At 34.8% G+C, this 20731-nt stretch carries 20 protein-coding genes; 14 read left to right on the top strand and 6 right to left on the bottom strand.

The annotated features are described in order from the left end of the window. Positions 1–58: 58 nt before the first annotated feature. On the top strand, positions 59–2653 hold the full coding sequence (gene clpB, locus EKL95_RS11205) for an ATP-dependent chaperone ClpB (RefSeq protein ID WP_126564233.1): 2595 nt from the start codon (positions 59–61) through the stop codon (positions 2651–2653). Positions 2654–2808: 155 nt separating this feature from the next. Here the strand turns inward: clpB and EKL95_RS11200 are convergent, their stop codons facing one another. After that, complete coding sequence (locus EKL95_RS11200; RefSeq protein ID WP_126564232.1) at positions 2809–3276, bottom strand: OsmC family protein; 468 nt, start codon at positions 3274–3276, stop codon at positions 2809–2811. A gap of 201 nt (positions 3277–3477) precedes the next feature. On the opposite strand from EKL95_RS11200, the gene EKL95_RS11195 reads away from it, so the two are divergent. Further along, the gene (locus EKL95_RS11195) at positions 3478–4347 is read left to right on the top strand and encodes a DUF808 domain-containing protein (protein WP_126564231.1); all 870 of its coding nucleotides are present in this window, start codon (positions 3478–3480) and stop codon (positions 4345–4347) included. A 133-nt stretch (positions 4348–4480) separates the two neighbouring features. Here the strand turns inward: EKL95_RS11195 and EKL95_RS11190 are convergent, their stop codons facing one another. Then, a complete protein-coding gene (locus EKL95_RS11190) occupies positions 4481–4762 on the bottom strand; it encodes a hypothetical protein (RefSeq protein ID WP_126452385.1) in 282 nt (93 codons plus the stop codon). 327 nt (positions 4763–5089) lie between these two features. Here EKL95_RS11190 and EKL95_RS11185 point away from each other — a divergent pair, with 327 nt between their 5' ends. Then, complete coding sequence (locus tag EKL95_RS11185; protein ID WP_126462866.1) at positions 5090–5977, top strand: carbon-nitrogen hydrolase; 888 nt, start codon at positions 5090–5092, stop codon at positions 5975–5977. Positions 5978–6051: 74 nt separating this feature from the next. On the opposite strand, the gene EKL95_RS11180 is transcribed toward EKL95_RS11185, so the two are convergent. Beyond that, a complete protein-coding gene (locus EKL95_RS11180; RefSeq protein WP_126564230.1) occupies positions 6052–7578 on the bottom strand; it encodes a choice-of-anchor I family protein in 1527 nt (508 codons plus the stop codon). Positions 7579–7763: 185 nt separating this feature from the next. On the opposite strand from EKL95_RS11180, the gene EKL95_RS11175 reads away from it, so the two are divergent. Next, the gene (locus EKL95_RS11175; RefSeq protein WP_126564229.1) at positions 7764–8804 is read left to right on the top strand and encodes an agmatine/peptidylarginine deiminase; all 1041 of its coding nucleotides are present in this window, start codon (positions 7764–7766) and stop codon (positions 8802–8804) included. Positions 8805–9014: 210 nt separating this feature from the next. Here EKL95_RS11175 and EKL95_RS11170 read toward each other — a convergent pair whose 3' ends face one another. Beyond that, the gene (locus EKL95_RS11170; protein WP_126564228.1) at positions 9015–11282 is read right to left on the bottom strand and encodes a M1 family metallopeptidase; all 2268 of its coding nucleotides are present in this window, start codon (positions 11280–11282) and stop codon (positions 9015–9017) included. A 173-nt stretch (positions 11283–11455) separates the two neighbouring features. Between EKL95_RS11170 and EKL95_RS11165 the strand changes: the two genes are divergently transcribed. From EKL95_RS11165 to EKL95_RS11155, 3 genes are all read left to right on the top strand, one after another. Next, positions 11456–12307, top strand: a complete 852-nt coding sequence (locus EKL95_RS11165) for an aldose 1-epimerase family protein (protein WP_126553656.1) — start codon at positions 11456–11458, stop codon at positions 12305–12307. Between the two features lie 10 nt (positions 12308–12317). Further along, positions 12318–12869 (top strand): GNAT family N-acetyltransferase, encoded by a 552-nt coding sequence (locus EKL95_RS11160; protein ID WP_126564227.1) that lies wholly within the window; start codon positions 12318–12320, stop codon positions 12867–12869. A gap of 139 nt (positions 12870–13008) precedes the next feature. After that, positions 13009–13560, top strand: a complete 552-nt coding sequence (locus EKL95_RS11155; RefSeq protein ID WP_126564226.1) for a DUF3575 domain-containing protein — start codon at positions 13009–13011, stop codon at positions 13558–13560. A 2-nt stretch (positions 13561–13562) separates the two neighbouring features. Here EKL95_RS11155 and EKL95_RS11150 read toward each other — a convergent pair whose 3' ends face one another. Then, positions 13563–13793 carry a VF530 family DNA-binding protein gene (locus EKL95_RS11150; RefSeq protein ID WP_126553652.1) on the bottom strand — a complete coding sequence of 77 codons (231 nt, stop codon included), beginning with the start codon at positions 13791–13793 and terminating at the stop codon, positions 13563–13565. Positions 13794–13842: 49 nt separating this feature from the next. Between EKL95_RS11150 and EKL95_RS11145 the strand changes: the two genes are divergently transcribed. From EKL95_RS11145 to EKL95_RS11135, 3 genes are all read left to right on the top strand, one after another. Then, complete coding sequence (locus EKL95_RS11145) at positions 13843–14325, top strand: SixA phosphatase family protein (RefSeq protein ID WP_126462890.1); 483 nt, start codon at positions 13843–13845, stop codon at positions 14323–14325. Positions 14326–14365: 40 nt separating this feature from the next. Then, positions 14366–14818, top strand: coding sequence for an SsrA-binding protein SmpB (gene smpB, locus EKL95_RS11140; protein WP_091204586.1), 453 nt, complete (start codon positions 14366–14368; stop codon positions 14816–14818). Positions 14819–14904: 86 nt separating this feature from the next. After that, positions 14905–15954 carry a Fic family protein gene (locus EKL95_RS11135; RefSeq protein WP_126462893.1) on the top strand — a complete coding sequence of 350 codons (1050 nt, stop codon included), beginning with the start codon at positions 14905–14907 and terminating at the stop codon, positions 15952–15954. 27 nt (positions 15955–15981) lie between these two features. On the opposite strand, the gene EKL95_RS11130 is transcribed toward EKL95_RS11135, so the two are convergent. Then, positions 15982–16623 (bottom strand): protein-L-isoaspartate(D-aspartate) O-methyltransferase, encoded by a 642-nt coding sequence (locus tag EKL95_RS11130; protein WP_126462896.1) that lies wholly within the window; start codon positions 16621–16623, stop codon positions 15982–15984. Between the two features lie 144 nt (positions 16624–16767). Here EKL95_RS11130 and EKL95_RS11125 point away from each other — a divergent pair, with 144 nt between their 5' ends. The 4 genes from EKL95_RS11125 (at position 16768) to EKL95_RS11110 (ending at position 20638) form a co-directional block, all read left to right on the top strand. After that, positions 16768–17733 carry a Gfo/Idh/MocA family protein gene (locus EKL95_RS11125; protein ID WP_126462899.1) on the top strand — a complete coding sequence of 322 codons (966 nt, stop codon included), beginning with the start codon at positions 16768–16770 and terminating at the stop codon, positions 17731–17733. A gap of 40 nt (positions 17734–17773) precedes the next feature. Further along, positions 17774–18661 (top strand): 3-hydroxyacyl-CoA dehydrogenase family protein, encoded by an 888-nt coding sequence (locus tag EKL95_RS11120; protein WP_126553648.1) that lies wholly within the window; start codon positions 17774–17776, stop codon positions 18659–18661. 79 nt (positions 18662–18740) lie between these two features. Continuing rightward, positions 18741–19961 (top strand): DUF1015 domain-containing protein, encoded by a 1221-nt coding sequence (locus tag EKL95_RS11115; protein WP_126462905.1) that lies wholly within the window; start codon positions 18741–18743, stop codon positions 19959–19961. Positions 19962–19984: 23 nt separating this feature from the next. Further along, entirely contained in the window at positions 19985–20638 is a 654-nt protein-coding gene (locus tag EKL95_RS11110; protein ID WP_126553643.1) for a YggS family pyridoxal phosphate-dependent enzyme, read from the top strand. The last annotated feature ends 93 nt before the right edge of the window (positions 20639–20731 follow it).

Below are 20731 nucleotides of genomic sequence, written 5' to 3'. Positions count from 1 at the left end.
AATATATATTGAATATAGTTCGTAAAGTTAAGTAAAAGATACAAAACAATGTACCATCATGAACATAAATAAATTTACAATCAAATCCCAGGAAGCCATTCAGCTTTCCCAACAATTGGCACAAAGCTATGGGCAACAACAAATAGAAAATGAACATATTTTTAAAGCTATTTTTGAAGTCGACGAAAATGTGGCACCTTTTATTTTAAAAAAACTGAATGTAAATGTGCCCTTGTTTCTTCAAATATTAAACAGTACAATCCAGAGTTTTCCAAAAGTTTCTGGTGGCGAAATTATGCTTTCCAGAACTGCAAACACCACGCTTAACGAAGCCGAAATTATTGCAAAAAAAATGAATGATGAATTCGTTTCTGTGGAGCATTTAATTTTAGCAATTTTTGATTCTAAAAATAAAGTATCCCAAATATTAAAAGATCAAGGCGTTACCGAAAAAGGGCTAAAAGCTGCTATCGATGAATTGCGAAAAGGAGAACGGGTAACTTCGGCATCTGCTGAAGAAACCTATAATTCCTTAAATAAATATGCCAAAAATCTTAACGAATTAGCTCGAGCAGGGAAACTCGATCCAGTAATTGGTCGTGACGAGGAAATACGCAGGGTATTACAAATTCTAACCCGAAGAACTAAAAACAACCCAATGCTCGTGGGAGAACCAGGAGTGGGAAAAACCGCCATTGCTGAAGGATTGGCACACCGAATTGTAGATGGAGATGTTCCAGATAATTTGAAAGATAAAATCGTTTATTCGCTTGATATGGGAGCTTTGATTGCTGGCGCCAAATACAAAGGAGAATTTGAAGAACGATTAAAATCCGTGGTGAAAGAAGTGACTTCTGCCGAAGGCGATATAGTTTTATTCATTGACGAAATCCATACCCTTGTGGGAGCTGGCGGTGGCGAAGGCGCTATGGATGCGGCTAATATTCTGAAACCGGCTTTGGCTCGTGGAGAACTTCGCGCCATTGGAGCCACAACATTGGACGAATATCAAAAATATTTTGAAAAAGACAAAGCACTCGAAAGACGTTTCCAAAAAATTGTGGTCGAAGAACCGGATACCGAAAGTGCTATTTCTATTTTGCGCGGAATTAAAGAAAAATACGAAACGCATCATAAAGTCCAAATCAAAGACGATGCTATTATTGCCGCTGTCGAACTATCGCAACGGTATATTACCAACCGTTTTCTTCCAGATAAAGCTATTGATTTAATGGATGAAGCCGCTTCAAAACTGCGTATGGAAATCAATTCGAAACCCGAAGAACTGGATGTTTTGGATCGAAAAATCATGCAATTGGAAATTGAAATTGAAGCCATTAAACGAGAAAAAGACGAAAGCAAACTTAAAATTTTGGGAATGGATTTGGCCAATCTCAAAGAAGATCGCAACGAAATCTACGCCAAATGGAAATCAGAGAAAGACGTTGTCGATAATATTCAAGCCGTAAAAACGGAGATTGAAGACTTTAAATACGAAGCAGAACGTGCAGAACGTGAAGGCGATTATGGAAAAGTAGCTGAAATTCGGTATGGTAAAATCAAGGAAGCGCAAGAACGTTTAGCCATTTTACTCAAGGAATTACAAGAAAACCAATCCGGAACTTCGTTGATAAAAGAAGAAGTCACTCGTGAGGACATTGCCGAAGTAGTGGCTAAATGGACCGGAATTCCAGTAATGAAAATGCTTCAAGGCGAACGAGAAAAACTACTGAAACTGGAAGATGAATTGCATCACAGAGTCGTAGGACAGGAAGAAGCCATTGAAGCCGTAAGTGATGCCGTGCGCAGAAGCCGTGCCGGATTGCAGGACATGAAAAAACCGGTGGGAACCTTTCTTTTCCTTGGAACTACGGGAGTTGGTAAAACCGAATTGGCGAAAGCCTTGGCCGAATACCTGTTCGACGATGAAAATGCGATGACCCGTATTGACATGAGTGAATATCAAGAACGCCACAGCGTAAGTCGTTTGGTGGGTGCGCCGCCGGGATATGTAGGTTATGATGAAGGCGGACAATTGACCGAAGCCGTACGTAGAAAACCGTATTCTGTAATCTTATTGGATGAGATTGAAAAAGCCCATCCGGACACGTTTAATATCTTGCTACAAGTCTTGGATGAAGGACGTTTGACAGATAACAAAGGGCGTTTAGCCGATTTTAAAAACACGATTATCATCATGACTTCAAACATGGGAAGCCAGATTATTCAGGAGAAATTCGAAAATCTAAAAGGAAGTGTGGAAGCGGCAACCGAATTGGCCAAGATAGAAGTTCTAGGGTTGCTAAAACAAACGGTGCGTCCTGAATTTATCAATCGTATTGATGAAATCGTAATGTTCACGCCATTGACTACTAAAAATATAGCTCAAATTGTAGGTTTACAACTAAAAAGCGTAAGCAAAATGTTGGCACAACAAGGCATCACGATGGACGCGACTCCGGAAGCTATTGCCTACTTATCAGAGAAAGGATACGATCCACAATTTGGAGCCAGACCCGTGAAAAGAGTGATTCAAAGAGACGTGCTCAATGAATTATCCAAAGAAATTCTATCCGGAAAAATAACAACCGACAGCATTGTGTTGATAGATGCTTTTGATGGAAAACTGGTTTTTAGAAATCAAAGTGAGTGAGTTTCTTAAGTTTCTAGAAACATTTAAACTTATGAAAACACTGGTCGAAAGGCTAGTGTTTTTTTATACCTTATAATTTTTTTGAAGTAAACCCGCTGATTTGCTTGCCATTTTATAATTAAAATCCACAAAAAAGTAAAAACGACATTCCAACTTTAATTTATACCTGCAACTTCACAAGTTGGAAAGTGTACAATTGGAAAATTACACGAATTGGCTATAAAACAGAGTTTGTTTGCTTTTTTATGCAAGCTAAGTGCCTCTTCTACTTTTTCTTTGTTAGTAATACGAACTTTTGGATTCAGTTTAATCACAATAAAGCGCCCGCTACCGTCGTCCGAAACCTCCAGAGTTGCCTCTGCCTCGTCCGTATAGGTTATCACGTCGATACCATTTTGTTTACAAACATACAAGTAAGACATCATGTGACAGGATACTACGCTACTCAATAACAGGTCTTCAGGATTGTACAAAGCAGGATCTCCTTTGAAAGCTTTAGCAGCCGAAACATTTAAAACAGCCTTACCATCAATAGTTATGGTATGACTTTTAGTATACGTCGCCGCTTCCTTCTTGGAAAAAAGCCAATCTAATTTAGCTTTAAATATATGTTTGAATTCCATACTTATTTTTATTTCAAATGTAATTAAAAACAGTATCGCTACTACAGAAAGATTCTGGGTGAATATTAACTAAAAATTTACCCGTTTTATAAATAGAGTAAATCAAAAAGTAGTAGCTTCGCATCACTAAACAATCAATATGCGTAGATTAGATTTGGGTACTACAATACCAAAATCCGCGCTGTTTAAAAAACAATCAAAATGGCATCAGGTTTTTTCGCATTATTAGATGATATCGCAGCAATTATGGATGATGTTGCGGTAATGAGTAAAATTGCAGCAAAAAAAACGGCGGGCATATTAGGCGATGATTTAGCCGTAAATGCGGAGAAAGCTTCCGGATTTGTTTCATCAAGAGAACTGCCCGTATTATGGGCCATTACAAAAGGTTCCTTCATTAATAAATTAATCATTTTACCCATCGCTTTTTTATTGAGTGCATTTTTACCGGTAGCTGTTATCATAATTTTAGTACTTGGCGGACTTTATTTAGCTTACGAAGGCGCCGAAAAAATATACGAATACTTCTTCCCGCACGAACATGCAAAACACGAAATTTTAATGGAACTGTTGACCGAGGAACAAATTTTAGCTTTCGAAAAAGAAAAAATCAAATCAGCTATAGTAACCGATTTTATTTTATCAGTAGAAATCGTAATTATTGCATTGGGAACTGTAATTGGTAAACCCATTTCATCACAAATAATGGTAGTTTCCATCATTGCAATCATAGCAACCGTTGGTGTTTACGGCATTGTGGCCCTAATTGTCCGAATGGATGAAGCAGGTTTAAAACTGATGCAACTGAGTTCCAAAGAGAAAAATTTTTCAAAAACGTTAGGAAATATTCTGGTACAAGCCTTGCCAAAAGTCATCAAAAGTTTATCCGTAATAGGTACAATCGCTTTATTATTAGTGGCTGGCGGCATATTTGTACATGAAATTCCGTTCCTGCACGACATACTACCACAAATACCGTCCATAATAACTGAATTTATAATCGGCCTTGTATTTGGTGCTATTGTCTTGGGAATTGTAACCCTGTTTAAAAAGATAATTGGCAAAAAGTAAAGACACTTTAGTCTCACTCATGAATATCAACAAAAACTGACTACTATAAATTTGTAACGGCAAGAGCAGAACACTTGCTTGCACAGAAAGTGATCTAAAGAACTGCACCAAAGAATTAAAGAATACCAATATACTAAAACAACTTATATATTCTGTGAATTGGAATCATCACACCTTGCTTTAAGATCACATTTTTGTCTGTAACACCCCAAACCGTTGTGTCAACTATTTTTTTTGATTCGTTATCCTCAAAGTAAATTTTAATTTTTGAATGTTCTAAATTACCCAATGCTAAAGCCCTGTTGATCTCACTTATTCTAGTTTTTATTTCGTCAACATCGTTAAGGACGTCTGTTTGTGGAAATTTAAGAAGAGTTATGTCTTCTTTATCGATGATTTTGAATTCTTCTTTCATAATTGTAAAAATTTAATAAATACTAAATTACAGTATTTTGGTAAAGTAAAAACTTGACCCCTTTTATTTGCTGTAATACTACCTACAAAAATAAAACCTCCTTGTTTTGTTAGTGCCAATTTTATATTAATTTTTTCTATGGCTCAAAATCTGGATGTTTAAAGTAAATGTTCTCTATATCCATGTACAAATTCTTTAAAAGTAAGTGTAAATCTAAAAAAACCAATAAATATGAACAACGACTAATTAAAATCCTAAAAAAAACACATTATCTCTATTTTCTACTCTTTATAAAATTCACTATTTTTGCAGTCTAAAATTTTAGTCATGCCAAACAAGAAATACAAAATAGCAGTCATCCAATTAAACCTTAATGATATTGCCGAAAACAATCTAAAAAAATGTTTAAGTTGGGTTCGTGATGCAGCAAATCAAGGTGCCGAAGTTATTTCGTTGCCAGAATTATATAGCAGTCATTATTTTTGTCAAAGTGAAGATGTAGATAACTTTGCTTTAGCAGAACCTTTGTATAGTACTTCTTTTATCGCTTTTAGTGCTTTGGCAAAAGAATTAGGAGTAGTAATTATTGTTCCTTTCTTCGAAAAAAGAATGGCAGGAATATACCACAATAGCGCCTACATTATTGATACTGATGGTTCCGAAGCAGGATTATACCGCAAAATGCACATTCCGGACGATCCTCATTTTTATGAAAAATTCTATTTCACCCCCGGTGATTTGGGCTTTAAAACGATTCCAACTAAAAAAGGTAAGGTTGGAACGCTGATTTGTTGGGATCAATGGTATCCGGAAGCAGCTCGTTTGACGGCTCTACAAGGTGCTGAAGTATTGTTTTACCCAACCGCAATTGGATGGCATCCACAAGAAAAAGAACAATACGGTGAAAACCAACATGGCGCCTGGATGAGTGTAATGAAAGGACATGCGGTTGCGAATGGCGTTTATGTTGCTGCTGCAAATAGAATTGGCTTAGAACAGTACTTGCCTGATACGGCGGGAATTCAGTTTTGGGGATCTTCATTTATTGCGGGACCACAAGGCGAAATTTTGGCGCAAGCCTCACACGACAAAGAAGAAATCCTGATTGCTGAAGTAGATTTAGACTTACAGGAAAATGTGCGTCAGAACTGGCCATTTTTCAGAGACAGAAGAATTGATGCTTTTGGTGATATTACAAAAAGAGCCATCGACTAAATCGTCATTATATAATTAAAAAATCCCTGCTAAGAAATTATTCTAAGCAGGGATTTTATTTAAAACTTCTACTTTTAATTTAAATCTGGTTGAAATATTTTAACGGTACCGTCACCTTCACTGCTCACCACTACTAAACTTCTTTTGGTTGGACTTTTCGAAGCTGGAATAAAAAGTAACCCTTCTGGTGCATCACCTGTTTTTAAAATCTGTAAAAATTTTGGAGTTGCTGGAATAGTGACATCATACACCATAAGAGCATCTGCTCTTTCCAATCCTACGAAAAGAATAGTTTTTTGTCCCATTTTAGCAACAACAACTGATTCTGGTTCTACTGATTTATCATCACTTCGATTGTCATCATAGACACCAAACTCCTGCACTTTCTTGTCTAATTCATTTTTACTATCATAAACCATTTCTCCTGTGTTTCCATTCCAAATAGAGAACGAACGGGCTCCAAAAGAAACTAATTCATCAAAATCACCATCGCCATCCGTATCACCCATTTTGGTATTGATATTCAATCTTCCCATACTTGCCTCAGCTTTTAAAGCCGCCGCATTAGGAAACGCTAATGGATCCAGAACAACCGAAGAGCTGCTAATTCTTTTTACATCAACAAAAGCACTATATTCTCTAGCATCTCCTTCATTTGCAGTAACAAAATAAGGAATATTATTTATTTCAAAATTACTAATTGCATCGGGTTGAAACAGTCCTTTAACTTTCCATGTATTAGCCAAAACACCTCCATCTTTATCACTAATATCAATAGCATTTTCGGCAAGATTGTAGTCTTTAAAACCTAAAGGAAAAATAGTAGTGATCGTTTTGGTTGCCAAATCAATTTTAGCTACTCCGTTATTTTCCTGTAAAGTTACCCAAGCCGTTTTTGAATCAGCAGAAATCGTGATGTATTCCGGTTCAATATCTGAGGCAAAATTATTAGTTGGACTTGCAATTCTGAATCCTTTGGTTTTCAATGTACTCAATTGATTGCTAAAACTTCCGAAATTTAAAGTCGTCACTGCATAATTATTATTGACTGCGATAATCGAAACAGAACCGTCGGGATCTATAGAATACGTATCATTTGGCTCACCTTCATTGGCAGTCATGATATAATTTCCGTCAGGAGAGAAAGTAATCATATCCGGTAAAGCACCAACCGTAATTTCTTTGATGACACTGTACTTAGCCGTATCAAAAACGACCACCTTTCCTGCATCTTGCTTATTTGGTTTTGCTTCTAATGCAACTGCTAATTTACCATTAAAAGTTGCAACGCTATTTGAAGTTCCATTAAACGGCGTTAAATCGATACTTGCTACAAAAACCGGACTTGATGGATTAGATAAGTCGATAACATCAATTCTATTCGTATTACTGTTGTTTACGGTAAATAACTTTTTAGAAACCTCATCATACGAACTTATTTCAGCAGCTCCGGCACCACCAATCACAATTGAACCAATTTCTTTGAAAGTGGCAGCGTTTTCATTGATCACCAACTCAGGAGATCCCTCTTTATCAGAGTCCTTTTCGCAACTTGACAATACCATAATTGCCGCTAATAGTGTAATACCATATTTCTTCATAAGTGTATTTTTAATTTTTATCAAAAATAACTAGCTGAAGCCCAACAAGAATTAACTAAATATTATATAATCATTACCAAAACTATTCTTATAAATTCATGAAATATCGGAAATGAATGGTTGCAAACTATTTTAAAATCCTACTGAATGTTTATATTTGCAAACTTTAAAATTAGATACGCTGTATGACTACAAATAATAGAAGATTTCCAGCTGAATGGGAAAAGCAACAAGGTATTTTACTTTGTTTTCCGCATAACGGTAAAGACTGGCCTGGGAAATACGAGACTGTTCAATGGGCTTTTGTAGAATTCATTAAAAAAGCAGCTTCTTTTGAGCAAGTCTATTTAGTAGTTGCTGATGAAAACCAAAAAGAGAAAGTCAATATGATGCTGGAAACAGCTCATGTTGTGCTAACAAATGTTTCCTACATCATTCATAAAACCAACAGAAGTTGGATGCGTGATTCAGGTCCGATAATTGTCAAAAACGGAGCCGAAAGAGAAGCTTTGAACTTTAATTTTAATGGTTGGGCAAAATATAAAAACATTCAATTAGATAAATTTGTTCCTGCCAAAGTAGGAGAATTTCTGAATATTCCTATTACTCAAGTTTTATACAAAGGAAAACCGGTAATTTTAGAAGGTGGCGCGATTGATACTAACGGAAGAGGAACTTTATTGACTTCAGAAGAATGCTTGATGCATCCGGATATTCAGGTTCGGAATCCCAATTTCACTAAAGCCGATTATGAAGCCGTCTTCAAGGAGTATCTTGGGATAACCAATGTAATTTGGTTAGGCAATGGAATTGAAGGTGATGATACGCACGGCCATATTGATGATTTATGTCGATTTGTGAATGAAGATACTATTGTGACTATTGTGGAAACCGATCCTAAAGACAACAATTACAAACCATTGCAAGACAATTTAAAACGCTTGCAAAATGCCAAACTGGAAAATGGTAAATCTCCAGTAATTGTAGTTTTACCAATGCCAAAACGTTTGGAATTTGACGGCTTGCGATTACCAGCAAGTTATGCCAATTTTCTAATTTTGAACAATTGTGTTTTGGTACCTACTTTTAACGACAGTAACGACCGAAAAGCATTGAACATCCTTGCAGAATGTTTTCCTGATCGAGAAATCATTGGGATCAGTGCTACTGATTTTATTTGGGGTTTTGGAACATTGCATTGCCTAAGCCAGCAAATTCCTGAGTAAATTTAGAACAAAAAAATATAACACATAAAAAAGACTTGTGGATTTAATTCCTACAAGTCTTTTCTTTTTTTAATATTTTATGACTATTTATGTAATAACCATGGTATAATGTCGTATTTTAAAATCAGGATAAAATTATGTAACAATCTGATTTAAAGCTATTTTACTTAAAGTTAATTCTTTTGACTTTACGACTTTTAAACTTTCGACTTACTTATCTCTTGTAAACGGTATTTTTTGCCCATCAGGAATCAACATATCAAATCCCATTAGACTGTCATTAAATTCAAATTTAAGTCCCGCAAGTTTCGATGCAAACGTATTTTTTCCAGTTGGCTCCACGGAAAAGCTTGGATAATTGGTAATCAAAACATTTAACAACCCATTTTTCTCTGAAAAAACAATTTTTATAGGCGCCATTGATGTAGAAAAAGTTCCTAAATACCCATCCAGAATCACATCTTTTTCAATCAATCCTTTGTCTGCTGTCCAGGTGTTATTTGCTGTGTTGCTGTCCGGTAAAACATGATCCGGATCTAGTGTGATACTTTCGATTTCTTCCGTCGAATTGTGTTTAAAAGACCACGCTTTATTTTTTTGCCAAACTTCTACCGGCAATTGAACGCGCGTTATTTTTCCGCTTTTCGTTTTTACGTCTAAACTTACCGGCATAGTCATTTTTTCGAAGTTTTCAATCGAAATTACAACTCCTTGTTTTGGGTCGTTTTTCACGTATTTGATTGAATTAATCCCTTGGTCTAAACGCCAATTGTATTGAAACCAACCACGCCAGAACCAACTCAAATCTTCTCCAGCAACATTTTCTATTGTTCGAAAGAAATCGTCCGGTTGCGGATGTTTGTATGCCCAACGCTCAATATAAGTTTTCAAAGCCCGATCAAATCGTTCCGGCCCAAGAACTTGCTCTCTTAAAATCACTAATCCTGAACTTGGTTTCGAATACGCCAAAAGACCTATATTAGACTCTTTCATGTTATCCGGAGAACTCATTATGGTTTCCAGATTTGGACTCGTGTACACTTCTGCCCTTTGATGCATATCCGCACGCGGCTCTTTATATTCCCCATTATTAAAATCTACTGAACTCAATGAATTAATAAAAGTATTGAAACCCTCATCCATCCAGGCAAACAGTCTTTCATTGGATCCTACAATCATAGGAAACCAAATATGACCAAATTCATGATCTGTAACACCCCATAAATCTGCTCCTTTTGACTCCCAGCTACAAAAAACAATTCCTGGATATTCCATTCCGCCTTCATTTCCGGCAACATTTGTAGCCGCTGGATACGGATATTCTAACCATCTTTTTGAATAATTTTCTATAGTAGCCTTTGTATATTCTGTGGAACGTCCCCATGCGGCATCTCCGGCACTTTCTATCGGATAAACGGAAATTGCCAATGATTTTTTACCGCTAGGTAAATTGATTTTTGCTGCGTCTAAAATAAATGCTGCTGAAGAGGACCAAGAGAAATCACGGGCATTTGTGATTTTGTAATTCCACGTTTTAGTAGTTGCAGTAATCATTTTTGATGAATTTTTAACTTCGGCAGCAGTACGGATAAAAACTGTTTTATCACTTTGTTTTGCTTGCGCTAAACGCTTTTGCTCTTCGGCAGAATAGACTGTGGTAGGATTCAGTAATTCGCCGGAAGCCACCACAATATGATTGGATGGTGCTGTAATACTGACATCAAAATCACCATATTCTAAATAAAATTCCGACGCTCCAAGATACGGATTCGTATTCCAGCCTCGTACATCATCATACACACACATACGCGGATACCACTGTGCTATGGTGAAAATTTTTCCGTTTTTAGTTTCCAAAATCCCCATTCTGTCTGATCCTTCAAAAGGAGCTATAAACGAAAAGTCGATTTTTATTTTAACAGAACCGCCTTTAGCATTTAATACTTGCGGGAGAAATACCTGCATTCTAGTATCCGTAATAATGTACTTAACTTCTGCTTCAGTTGATTTTCCTTTTACAGTAGTAATTACTTTGACTGATTTTATTTTATGTCCGCCATCAAAAATTTGGCCTTGAGCCCCATTTCTACTTCCTGTAATTGGAACAACTGCATTTCCACGGGAATCCGCTTTGAATAAATTCTGGTCTACATTCATCCAAACAAAAGCCATTTTATCCGGACTGTTGTTCGTATAGGTGATGATTCCTGTGCCAGAAATTTCGTTGTTTTTTTCATCCAGTTTTGCCGTTAATTTATAATCAGCGCTATTTTGCCAATATTCAGCTCCAGGCTGACCACTCGCAGATCGTGTACTTGTTCCGTTTTTGGAATAAAAAAACGGAGCAAAAGCATCATGATAATCGTAGTTAGAAACTGTATTACCGGATGCATTTGCTGGGGTTTGCTGTGCCCAAATAGATGTAAATCCCAATAATAAAGCCAAATGCAGCATGACTCCGCGACGAATTTTTTTCATTTTCTAATTGTTTATATCACAAATTAATGAAAAAAAAGAGGATTTTGAACTATTGAGATCGAATTGATTCCATTATAAATCAATAAAATCATGTTTAAAGCGTATCAGAATTAAAAATTATAAAATATATTTACGCCAGAAAACCATTTTTAAAGTAACCCGAAAAAATAATTTTGACAACTCTAATTAAAAACTCGAATCTCACTGCAGAAATTAAACATTTTGGAGCTGAATTAATTTCTTTAAAAACAAACCACGATAGAGAATACATCTGGGAAGGAAATCCGGTATTTTGGGGCAAGCACGCTCCTGTTTTATTCCCAATTGTTGGGACTTTAAAAAATAATTCCTTTCACTATAATGCAATGGAATATCATTTATCGCGACACGGCTTTGCCAGAGATATGGAGTTTGAATTGATCAATGCAACAGAAAACAGTGCTGTTTTCTCCCTACACTCTTCTGAAGAAACTTTAAAAGCATATCCGTTTGACTTTGAATTGCAAATCATTTACACATTACACGGGCATAATTTATCGATTGCATATAAAGTAATCAACAACGGAAAAACTGCAATGCCGTTTGCTATTGGCGCACATCCTGCTTTTGCTTTGCCAAATCAATTCGAGAGTTATGCTATAGCTTTTGAAAAAGAAGAACCATTGAAATATTATCTTTTGGAGGATGATTTAATTTCAAATAAAACGAAGAAATTAGACGTTCTTAATAAATATATTCCGCTGACGTATGAGTTGTTTGAAAACGATGCTTTGATTTTCAAAACATTAAAATCCAACTCGTTGACTATTTTAGAAAATAAAAATCCAATTCTAAAAATACATTTTGATGATTTTCCAAGCTTAGGAATTTGGACCAAAATAAATGCGGCATTTATTTGTATTGAACCTTGGTTTGGTTATTCGGATACCAATGAAAGTTCCGAAAATCTATTTGAAAAAGAAGGCATTCAAATTCTAGAAACCAAGGAAACGTTCCAATCAAAATACAGTATCGAAATCCTTTAATTACTAAGATATGTTAGCTATAAATTTTAGTCCATTTCCTGATTTAGAAACCGAACGCTTGCTTTTGAGAAGAGTAAACACGAATGACATTAAAGAAATTTTCGAATTGCGATCCAATCCAGAAACTATGAAATATATTCCAAGACCTTTAGTAAAAACGAACGAAGATGCCTTGGAACACATTGCAATGATCGATACAAAAATTGAAGCTAATGAAGGTATCAATTGGGCTATTACGTTGAAAGACAACCCAAAACTTATTGGAGTTATTGGTCATTACAGAATAAAACCCGAACATTATCGTGCCGAAATTGGCTATATGTTATTACCTGAATATCATGGAAAAGGAATTGTATCTGAAGCAGTGAAAGAAGCTGTTAATTATGGTTTTCAAATCATGAAATTGCATTCCATTGAAGCGATGATTGATCCTGATAACGATGCATCTGCAAAAGTTTTAGAAAAAAATGGGTTTGTCAGAGAAGGACATTTAAAAGAAAATGAATTTTTTGATGGTCGTTTTTTTGATACTCTAATTTATTCTCTTTTGAACAAATACTAATTTTATGTCCTTTTTATTTAAAATTTAGTTGCGTGACTAATATAAATTAAAAACATAAAAACCTTACAGATAAATATTTTACATTTGTATTTGATTTTCTCCAATAAGCTATTGGTCTAAATAATAGAAAACACTTTTTATGAAAAAATTATTTATTGTTTCTTTTTTTCTCTTCAGTATTGTATCCCAAAGTCAAACGTATATAAAAGCAAATGCTATGACTACTTTATTGACCATTCCTAATGTAGGTATTGAAACCAGCATTGGAAAAAAATCTACTTTTCAATTTGATATTACAGCCTCTTTATGGAAATCAATAAATGGTAAACCTAGAGAGTTTTATACTTTCACACCTGAATATCGTTATCATTTCAAAGAAAAATACAATGGTTTTTATGCAGGAGCACATATTGGGGCAAGTATATTTAATTTCCAAAAATGGAATTATATAAATACTACTTTGTATGAAAAAGGTGTTGGATATTTTATAGGTGCAACAATTGGATATCAAATAAAAATAAATGATAAATTTATGTTAGATTGTTTCTTAGGCGGTGGTTCGCATCAAGGTTTTTATAAAGGATATGACTTAGCTACGGGAGAACGATATGAATCGGCGAAAGGGTACAATAAAAGTGGCGAGTGGTTGCCCTACAGAGGCGGTTTTATGGTTTCCTATAAATTAAACTAGATTTATTTGGGCAATTTAGCTTCTGATTTTATATACAAATCTTCCACTTGTTTTCGTGCCCAATCTGTTTTTCGTAAAAAAGTCAAACTGGATTTTACACTTGGTTTATCTGTAAAGCATTTTACTTTAATGAGTTCCCCCAAAGTATCAAATCCGTAATGATCCACTAGTTGCTCTACTATTTTTTGGAGTGTAATTCCGTGAAGCGGATCTTTCGATTTTAAGTGTTCCATTTTGCAAAGATATTAAAATCCCAAATACTTTTTTTTAAAATTGATTCAAATGAAAAAATTTCTCGCACTGTTTACACTGTTATTTTTAAATATCAGTTTTGGACAAAGCACCACTACCTATTACTTTATTCGTCATGCCGAGAAAGTAGATAATTCTCAAAATCCAGATTTATCTGAAAAAGGGTTGAAAAGAGCTGAAAAATGGAATACAATATTCTCAGAAATTAGTTTTGATGAAATCTATTCAACGGATTACAAAAGAACTTTACAAACTGCAAGTCCAACCGCGACAACAAAGAAGATGAAGGTTAAGCTGTATGATCCTAAAAATATACCTATTGAAGTTTTCAAAAAAGAAACGATAGGAAAAAAAATTTTAATTGTGGGACATAGTAACACAATACCAAAATTTGTCAATCAAATGATAAATCAAAACTCATTTACTGACATTCAAGATAAAACTTTTGGTAATCTTTATATCGTAACTATGGTTGATGAAGCAATCACATTCCAATTGCTGAAATTGGACTAAATAATTGCTAAACCTTTAATTTTTGTTACCTTTGCACGCTATGTTAAAAACAATAAATATATTCAATAAGAGAGCCCGATTTGACTATGAAATAATCGAAACCTTCAATGCAGGAATTGTTTTGGCTGGAACGGAAATCAAATCCATTAGATTAGGAAAAGCAAACATCACAGAAAGTTTTTGTGAATTTAGCAATAACGAACTTTTTGCGATAAACACCTATATTGAAGAATATACTTTTGGTAATCAGTTCAACCACAAGGCAAGAAGCGAGCGCAAATTACTTTTAAAAAAAAAGGAATTAAAAGGTTTGCTGAAAAGTGTTCAAGCAAAAGGATTGACAATAGTTCCTTTGAAATTGTTTACTAATGAAAAAGGATTGGCCAAACTCCAAATTGGTCTTTGCAAAGGAAAGAAAACCTATGACAAACGTGAATCTCTCAAAGAACAAGATACGAAACGGGATCTAGACCGAATCAAAAAATCATTTTAAATTAAGAAAGTAATGTATTAATTATTATTTTTATTTATAAAAAATGACTAAATTTGTCAAGACAATTTAAAGCATTTTTTTTTAAAATGAAAACACTACTCAAAAACGCAAGAGAACAAAAAGGACTCAAAACTAGAGAAGTCGCACAACTTTTAGCAATTGATCAAGCCTTAATTAGTAAGTTTGAAAGTGGAACTAGAAAACCTACAAGAGACCAAGTCGTAAAATTAGCATCTTTACTAGAAATAGATTTAGAAACAATCATGGTCGCTTGGCTTAAAGAAAAAATTCTTTATGAAATTGGTCAGGATGAATTTGCTCTAAAAGCATTATTGGTTGCAGAGCAAGAAATTAGATATCAAAGCAAACCAATAAAGAAAAAATTATCGGTAACTCTTCAGAAAATTTTAGATGAAATAGATACTTTGAAGATACAACTGGATGGGTTTCGCCAATTTGACAGCTATCGGATTGCACAAGCATTAGAGCTAGAATATACGTTTGAAAGTAATCGCATCGAGGGAAACACAATGACTTTACGCGAAACGGATTTAGTTATCAATGAAGGTTTGACGATTTCTGGAAAAAGTATGCGGGAACATCTGGAAGTCATTAATCATCAGGAAGCCATTGCTTATATCAAAGATTTAATGCAAAAAAATACTGCTATAAAGGAACGAGAAGTTCTTTCTATCCACAATCTTATTTTGAGAGGAATTCAACCCGAAGATGCAGGTAGCTATAGAAAAGTCCAGGTGATGATTCAAGGAAGCAGTTACGTGCCTCCACAACCTTTTTTAGTCGCCAAAGCAATGGAAGATTTTTTTATTTGGTATGAAACTAATAAATCAACCTTACATCCGATAATTTTAGCTGCCGAAATGCATGAACGCTTGGTTACTATTCATCCCTTTATTGATGGAAATGGCAGGACTTCGCGCTTAGTCATGAACTTGGTTTTATTGCAGCATGGTTACATAATTGCCAATATAAAAGGGGATTATGAAAGTAGAATGCGCTATTATCAAACACTGGAAACTGCACAAACTAAAAACAACAAAGAAGATTTTTTGTTATTCATTGCTCAAATAGAAAAAGAAAGTTTAGAGCGGTATTTAACCATTATTGGTCAATAAAAACCCGCTGCTTGGCGGGGTTTTGTTTTAATTTTTATCTTCTAATAAAGGAACAAATCGAAACTCTCCAAACTCATGTTTCTCAAATTGAGTTTCATTTTTTCTGATTAATAAGGTCATAATCTGCACCTCTGTACCTAGTGGAATAACTAGCCTTCCTCCTATTTTGAGTTGCGCCATCAACGGTTGCGGAATAAACGGAGCGCCTGCAGTTACTATAATACTATCAAAAGGAGCGTAATTTGGTAATCCTTTGTATCCATCTCCAAAAGAGAGATATTTGGGCCTAATATTCAGTTTTGGAAATAAAATTGAGGTTTGCTTAAACAATTCTTTCTGTCTTTCTACACTAAATACTTTGGCACCTAAAAGGCATAGAACAGCTGTTTGATACCCTGAACCTGTTCCTATTTCTAAAATTTTGTGTTCTTTTTTGACTTCTAATAATTGGGATTGAAAAGCAACAGTGTACGGTTGCGATATCGTTTGGCCTGCAGCAATAGGAAATGCTTTGTCTTGATAGGCATAATCTTCAAAACTGGAATTTAAAAATAAATGTCTTGGAATCTTTTTTATCGCCTCCAAAACACTTTTGTCAGTAATTCCTTTTTGCTCTAAAACGCTTACTAATTGATTCCGAAGTCCTTGATGTTTGCCTGTGTCTTTCAAAGTTTATTGTTTTATTTTGGTAAAAATAGAAAACAATTTCTGAATTCAAATGTTGGATTTTAAATTTTAAATTAACTGAAGAATTGTCCGGTATCAATAATAGATTAATCATTTTATTGTTATTTTTGTAAAAATTACATCATTATGCTGAAAATTGGAGTATTAGGTGCTGGCCATCTAGGAAAAATACATTTGCGTTTATTACAACAATCTAAAAAATATGAATTAGTGGGATTTTATGATCCAAATCAAGAGAACGCCGAAAAGGTTTCTAAAGAATTTGGATACAAACATTTTAGCACAATTGCCACCCTTATTCATGCCGTTGATGTAATCGATATTGTTACCCCAACTCTTTCTCACTACAAATGTGCCAAAGTAGCCATCAAATCCGGTAAGCATGTTTTTATTGAAAAACCTATTTCAAATACGGTCGAAGAGGCCGAAGAAATTATCGCTTTATCAAAAGAATATAATGTTAAAGGTCAGGTGGGGCATGTGGAACGTTTCAATCCAGCATTCATCGCTACCAAAAACATGATCGAAAACCCTATGTTTATTGAATCGCATCGTCTGGCTGAATTCAATCCTCGCGGAACTGATGTTCCTGTAGTCTTAGATTTGATGATTCATGATATTGATGCCATTTTGAGTGTTGTACAATCAAAAGTAAAAAATATTAGTGCTAGCGGTGTTTCAGTTATCAGTGATACACCCGATATTGCTAATGCAAGAATCGAATTCGAAAACGGTTGTGTTGCTAATTTAACAGCGAGCCGAATTTCGATGAAAAACATGCGTAAATCTCGTTTTTTCCAGAAAGACGCTTACATCTCCGTAGATTTCTTAGAAAAGAAATGTGAGGTTGTAAAAATGAAAGATGCTCCGGAAGTTCCAGGCGATTTTGATATGATTTTACAAAATGCGGAAGGTGTAAAAAAACAAATCTACTTTTCCAATCCAGATGTAGAACAAAACAATGCTATTCTGGATGAACTGGAATCATTTGCAGATGCCATAAATACTGATTCAACACCAATTGTGACATTGGAACAAGCCTCTGAAGCGCTTCGTGTTGCGTATCAAATTATTGATTGTTTTAAAAAATAATTTTTACATAAATATTAAACTATTTTAATCCAAAATAAGAATGAAAACAATTGCCGTAATCGGAGCAGGAACAATGGGGAATGGAATTGCTCACACCTTTGCACAAAGTGGTTTTACCGTAAAATTAATAGATGTTTCAGAACAATCATTGGATAAAGGAATGGCCACTATCGCCGCTAATTTAGACCGAATGATTGCAAAAGGAAGTATCACCCAAGAAGACAAGGCTAAGACGATTACTAACATAATCACCTATACGGATATCAAAGATGGCGTTGTAGGGGTTGATTTAGTGATTGAAGCGGCCACTGAAAATGTAGCATTAAAACTGAATATCTTCAAGCAATTGAACGAAGCTTGTTCTCATAATACAATTTTGGCAACTAATACTTCTTCTATCTCAATTACTCAAATTGGAGCCGTTGTGGCACATCCGGAACGCGTTATCGGTATGCACTTTATGAATCCGGTGCCAATAATGAAACTGGTGGAAATTATTCGTGGTTATAATACTTCTGATGAAGTGACAAAAATCATCATGAATCTTTCCGAGAAGTTAGGAAAAACGCCTGTTGAAGTCAACGATTATCCTGGTTTTGTTGCCAATAGAATCTTGATGCCCATGATTAACGAAGCTGTCGAAACTTTATACAACAAAGTGGCTGGTGTTTATGAAATTGACACGGTGATGAAACTTGGAATGGGACACCCGATGGGACCTTTGCAACTAGCAGATTTTATTGGTCTTGATGTATGTTTAGCCATTTTGAACGTGATGTACGACGGTTTTAAAAACCCAAAATATGCACCTTGTCCGTTATTGGTAAATATGGTTCGTGCCGGAAAAATGGGTGTGAAATCAGGGGAAGGTTTTTACGATTATTCTGGAAGCAAAAAAGCCGAGAAGATTTCTAAACAATTTATATAATTGTAATGTTTAAAAATTGAGGGCCTAAAGTTAATACCTTTAAATTCTCAGATTTTCACTTTTCACTTTTTATATTATTATGGCTAAAATTGTCCCTTTCAAAGCTGTTCGTCCCACTCGTGATAAGGTTTGCCTTGTTACTTGCCGTTCGTATGAAGAATATGTAAATGCGGAATTAGCGGCGCAATTGGATTTCAATCCGTTGTCTTTTTTGCACATACTAAAACCTGCTTACACCAATCAGGAAACTGTTTCTTTTGAAAAAAGATACCGCCAAGTACATCAAAAATATGAGGATTTCAAAAATGAAATAATTTTAGTAAAAGACAAAAAACCCGCGATTTATATTCATAAAATTGTAACTAAAAAGCACTCTTTTACCGGAATTATCGTAGGTACTAGTGTAGCTGATTATTGCAACAATATCATCAAAAAACACGAAGATATTATCGCTTTCAGAGTCCGATTATTAAAAGACTACATGAAATATTCTGAGTTCAATACGGAACCGGTTTTGATGACCTATCCGGATAATAAAACGATTGAAAACTGGATTTTTAATTGTACCCAAAAATTAGCCGATTTTGAGTTTTCAACCACCAAAAAAGAAATTCACTACTTATGGAAAATTGAAGATGCGTTAGAAATCAATTGGCTTCAGAACATTTTTGAAAAAACAGATAGTCTTTATATTGCAGATGGCCATCACCGTACCGAAGCCTTAAAATTATTATCCGAGGAAAATGATGATCCAGACAACGCAGCCAAAAATCATATTCTGAGCTATTTAATTTCTGAAAACAATGTCAAAATATATGAATTCAATCGCTTGGTAAAAGATTTAAACGGTTTCTCGAAAGAAAATTTGATAAAGGAATTAGAAAAGAATTTCATTGTTACAAACAAATTTCAGCAGCCTTTTCAGCCTTCTCAAAAGCATCAATTCGGAATGTATCTGGACAATGAATTTTATAGCTTAATTTTACGAAAAGAAAATGAAGTTTTCTTAACGGCTTTGGATAGTTTAGACACACAAATTTTATACAAAAAAGTGTTATTGCCTATTCTTGCCATCGAAGATTTACGCAATGATGAGCGAATAGAATACCTTTCAGGAAAACAATCCGTATTGGAAGTAAAAAACAAAATTGATCAAGGAGAATTTGAAATCGGTTTCATATTATTTCCATCCAATATTGGAGAAATAAAAGCCTTGGCCGATGCCAATTTAATAATGCCTCCAAAAAGTACGTATATTGAACCAAAGTTTAGAAGCGGATTAGTCGTGTATGAACTTTAACACATTAAAATTTAAACATTAAAATGCCAATAAAAAATAATTTACTCCAAATAAAATCCACTTTACCGGAACATATAACCTTAGTTGCGGTTTCAAAGACCAAACCTGTTTCGGATTTAATGGAAGGGTATGAGGCCGGTCAACGCATTTTTGGAGAAAATAAAATCCAGGAAATGGCGGAGAAATGGGAACAAATGCCAAAAGACATTCAATGGCACATGATAGGCCATGTTCAGACCAATAAAGTCAAATTTATGGCGCCATTTGTGAGCTTGATTCACGGTGTGGATAGTTTGAAATTGCTACAGGAAATCAACAAACAAGCACTAAAAAGCAATAGAATTATTGATTGTTTATTACAAATGCATATTGCCGAAGAAGAAACTAAATTTGGTCTTGACCAAGAAGAACTTGCTTCACTCCTATCCTCAAACGAATTCCAGGAATTAAAAAACATTAGAATCGTTGGATTAATGGGAATGGCAACTTTTACAGACAAGAAAGATCAAATCAAGAAAGAATTCACCCATCTGAAATCTATTTTTGATCAATTCAAAATTCAAAATTCACAATTTACCATTCTTTCTATGGGAATGTCCGGTGATTATCAACTTGCAATTGAATGTGGAAGTACGATGGTTCGCATTGGAAGTAGTATCTTTGGAGGAAGAAATTGACTTTTGATTTGAGATTAACGAATATTGACCCGAGCGGTAGCGAACTGGCGAAGCATTTCAGATTTAAAAATCTCTACTTCAAAACTGAATACT

The organism is Flavobacterium sp. LB2P53 (genome assembly GCF_003970305.1).
In the GTDB taxonomy this organism is placed as follows: domain Bacteria; phylum Bacteroidota; class Bacteroidia; order Flavobacteriales; family Flavobacteriaceae; genus Flavobacterium.
Note: the sequence above shows the minus strand (reverse complement) of the source record. Positions and strands in the feature narration are given on the sequence as shown.

Coding starts and splice junctions, on each gene's coding strand:
- smpB (WP_091204586.1), top strand. CDS start 14,366: ATGTTAAAAACAATAAATATATTCAATAAGAGAGCCCGATTTGACTAT.
- EKL95_RS11145 (WP_126462890.1), top strand. CDS start 13,843: ATGAAAAAATTTCTCGCACTGTTTACACTGTTATTTTTAAATATCAGT.
- EKL95_RS11200 (WP_126564232.1), bottom strand. CDS start 3,276: ATGGAATTCAAACATATATTTAAAGCTAAATTAGATTGGCTTTTTTCC.
- EKL95_RS11120 (WP_126553648.1), top strand. CDS start 17,774: ATGAAAACAATTGCCGTAATCGGAGCAGGAACAATGGGGAATGGAATT.
- EKL95_RS11155 (WP_126564226.1), top strand. CDS start 13,009: ATGAAAAAATTATTTATTGTTTCTTTTTTTCTCTTCAGTATTGTATCC.
- EKL95_RS11110 (WP_126553643.1), top strand. CDS start 19,985: ATGCCAATAAAAAATAATTTACTCCAAATAAAATCCACTTTACCGGAA.
- EKL95_RS11175 (WP_126564229.1), top strand. CDS start 7,764: ATGACTACAAATAATAGAAGATTTCCAGCTGAATGGGAAAAGCAACAA.
- clpB (WP_126564233.1), top strand. CDS start 59: ATGAACATAAATAAATTTACAATCAAATCCCAGGAAGCCATTCAGCTT.
- EKL95_RS11160 (WP_126564227.1), top strand. CDS start 12,318: ATGTTAGCTATAAATTTTAGTCCATTTCCTGATTTAGAAACCGAACGC.
- EKL95_RS11135 (WP_126462893.1), top strand. CDS start 14,905: ATGAAAACACTACTCAAAAACGCAAGAGAACAAAAAGGACTCAAAACT.
- EKL95_RS11115 (WP_126462905.1), top strand. CDS start 18,741: ATGGCTAAAATTGTCCCTTTCAAAGCTGTTCGTCCCACTCGTGATAAG.
- EKL95_RS11195 (WP_126564231.1), top strand. CDS start 3,478: ATGGCATCAGGTTTTTTCGCATTATTAGATGATATCGCAGCAATTATG.
- EKL95_RS11170 (WP_126564228.1), bottom strand. CDS start 11,282: ATGAAAAAAATTCGTCGCGGAGTCATGCTGCATTTGGCTTTATTATTG.
- EKL95_RS11190 (WP_126452385.1), bottom strand. CDS start 4,762: ATGAAAGAAGAATTCAAAATCATCGATAAAGAAGACATAACTCTTCTT.
- EKL95_RS11180 (WP_126564230.1), bottom strand. CDS start 7,578: ATGAAGAAATATGGTATTACACTATTAGCGGCAATTATGGTATTGTCA.
- EKL95_RS11150 (WP_126553652.1), bottom strand. CDS start 13,793: ATGGAACACTTAAAATCGAAAGATCCGCTTCACGGAATTACACTCCAA.
- EKL95_RS11125 (WP_126462899.1), top strand. CDS start 16,768: ATGCTGAAAATTGGAGTATTAGGTGCTGGCCATCTAGGAAAAATACAT.
- EKL95_RS11185 (WP_126462866.1), top strand. CDS start 5,090: ATGCCAAACAAGAAATACAAAATAGCAGTCATCCAATTAAACCTTAAT.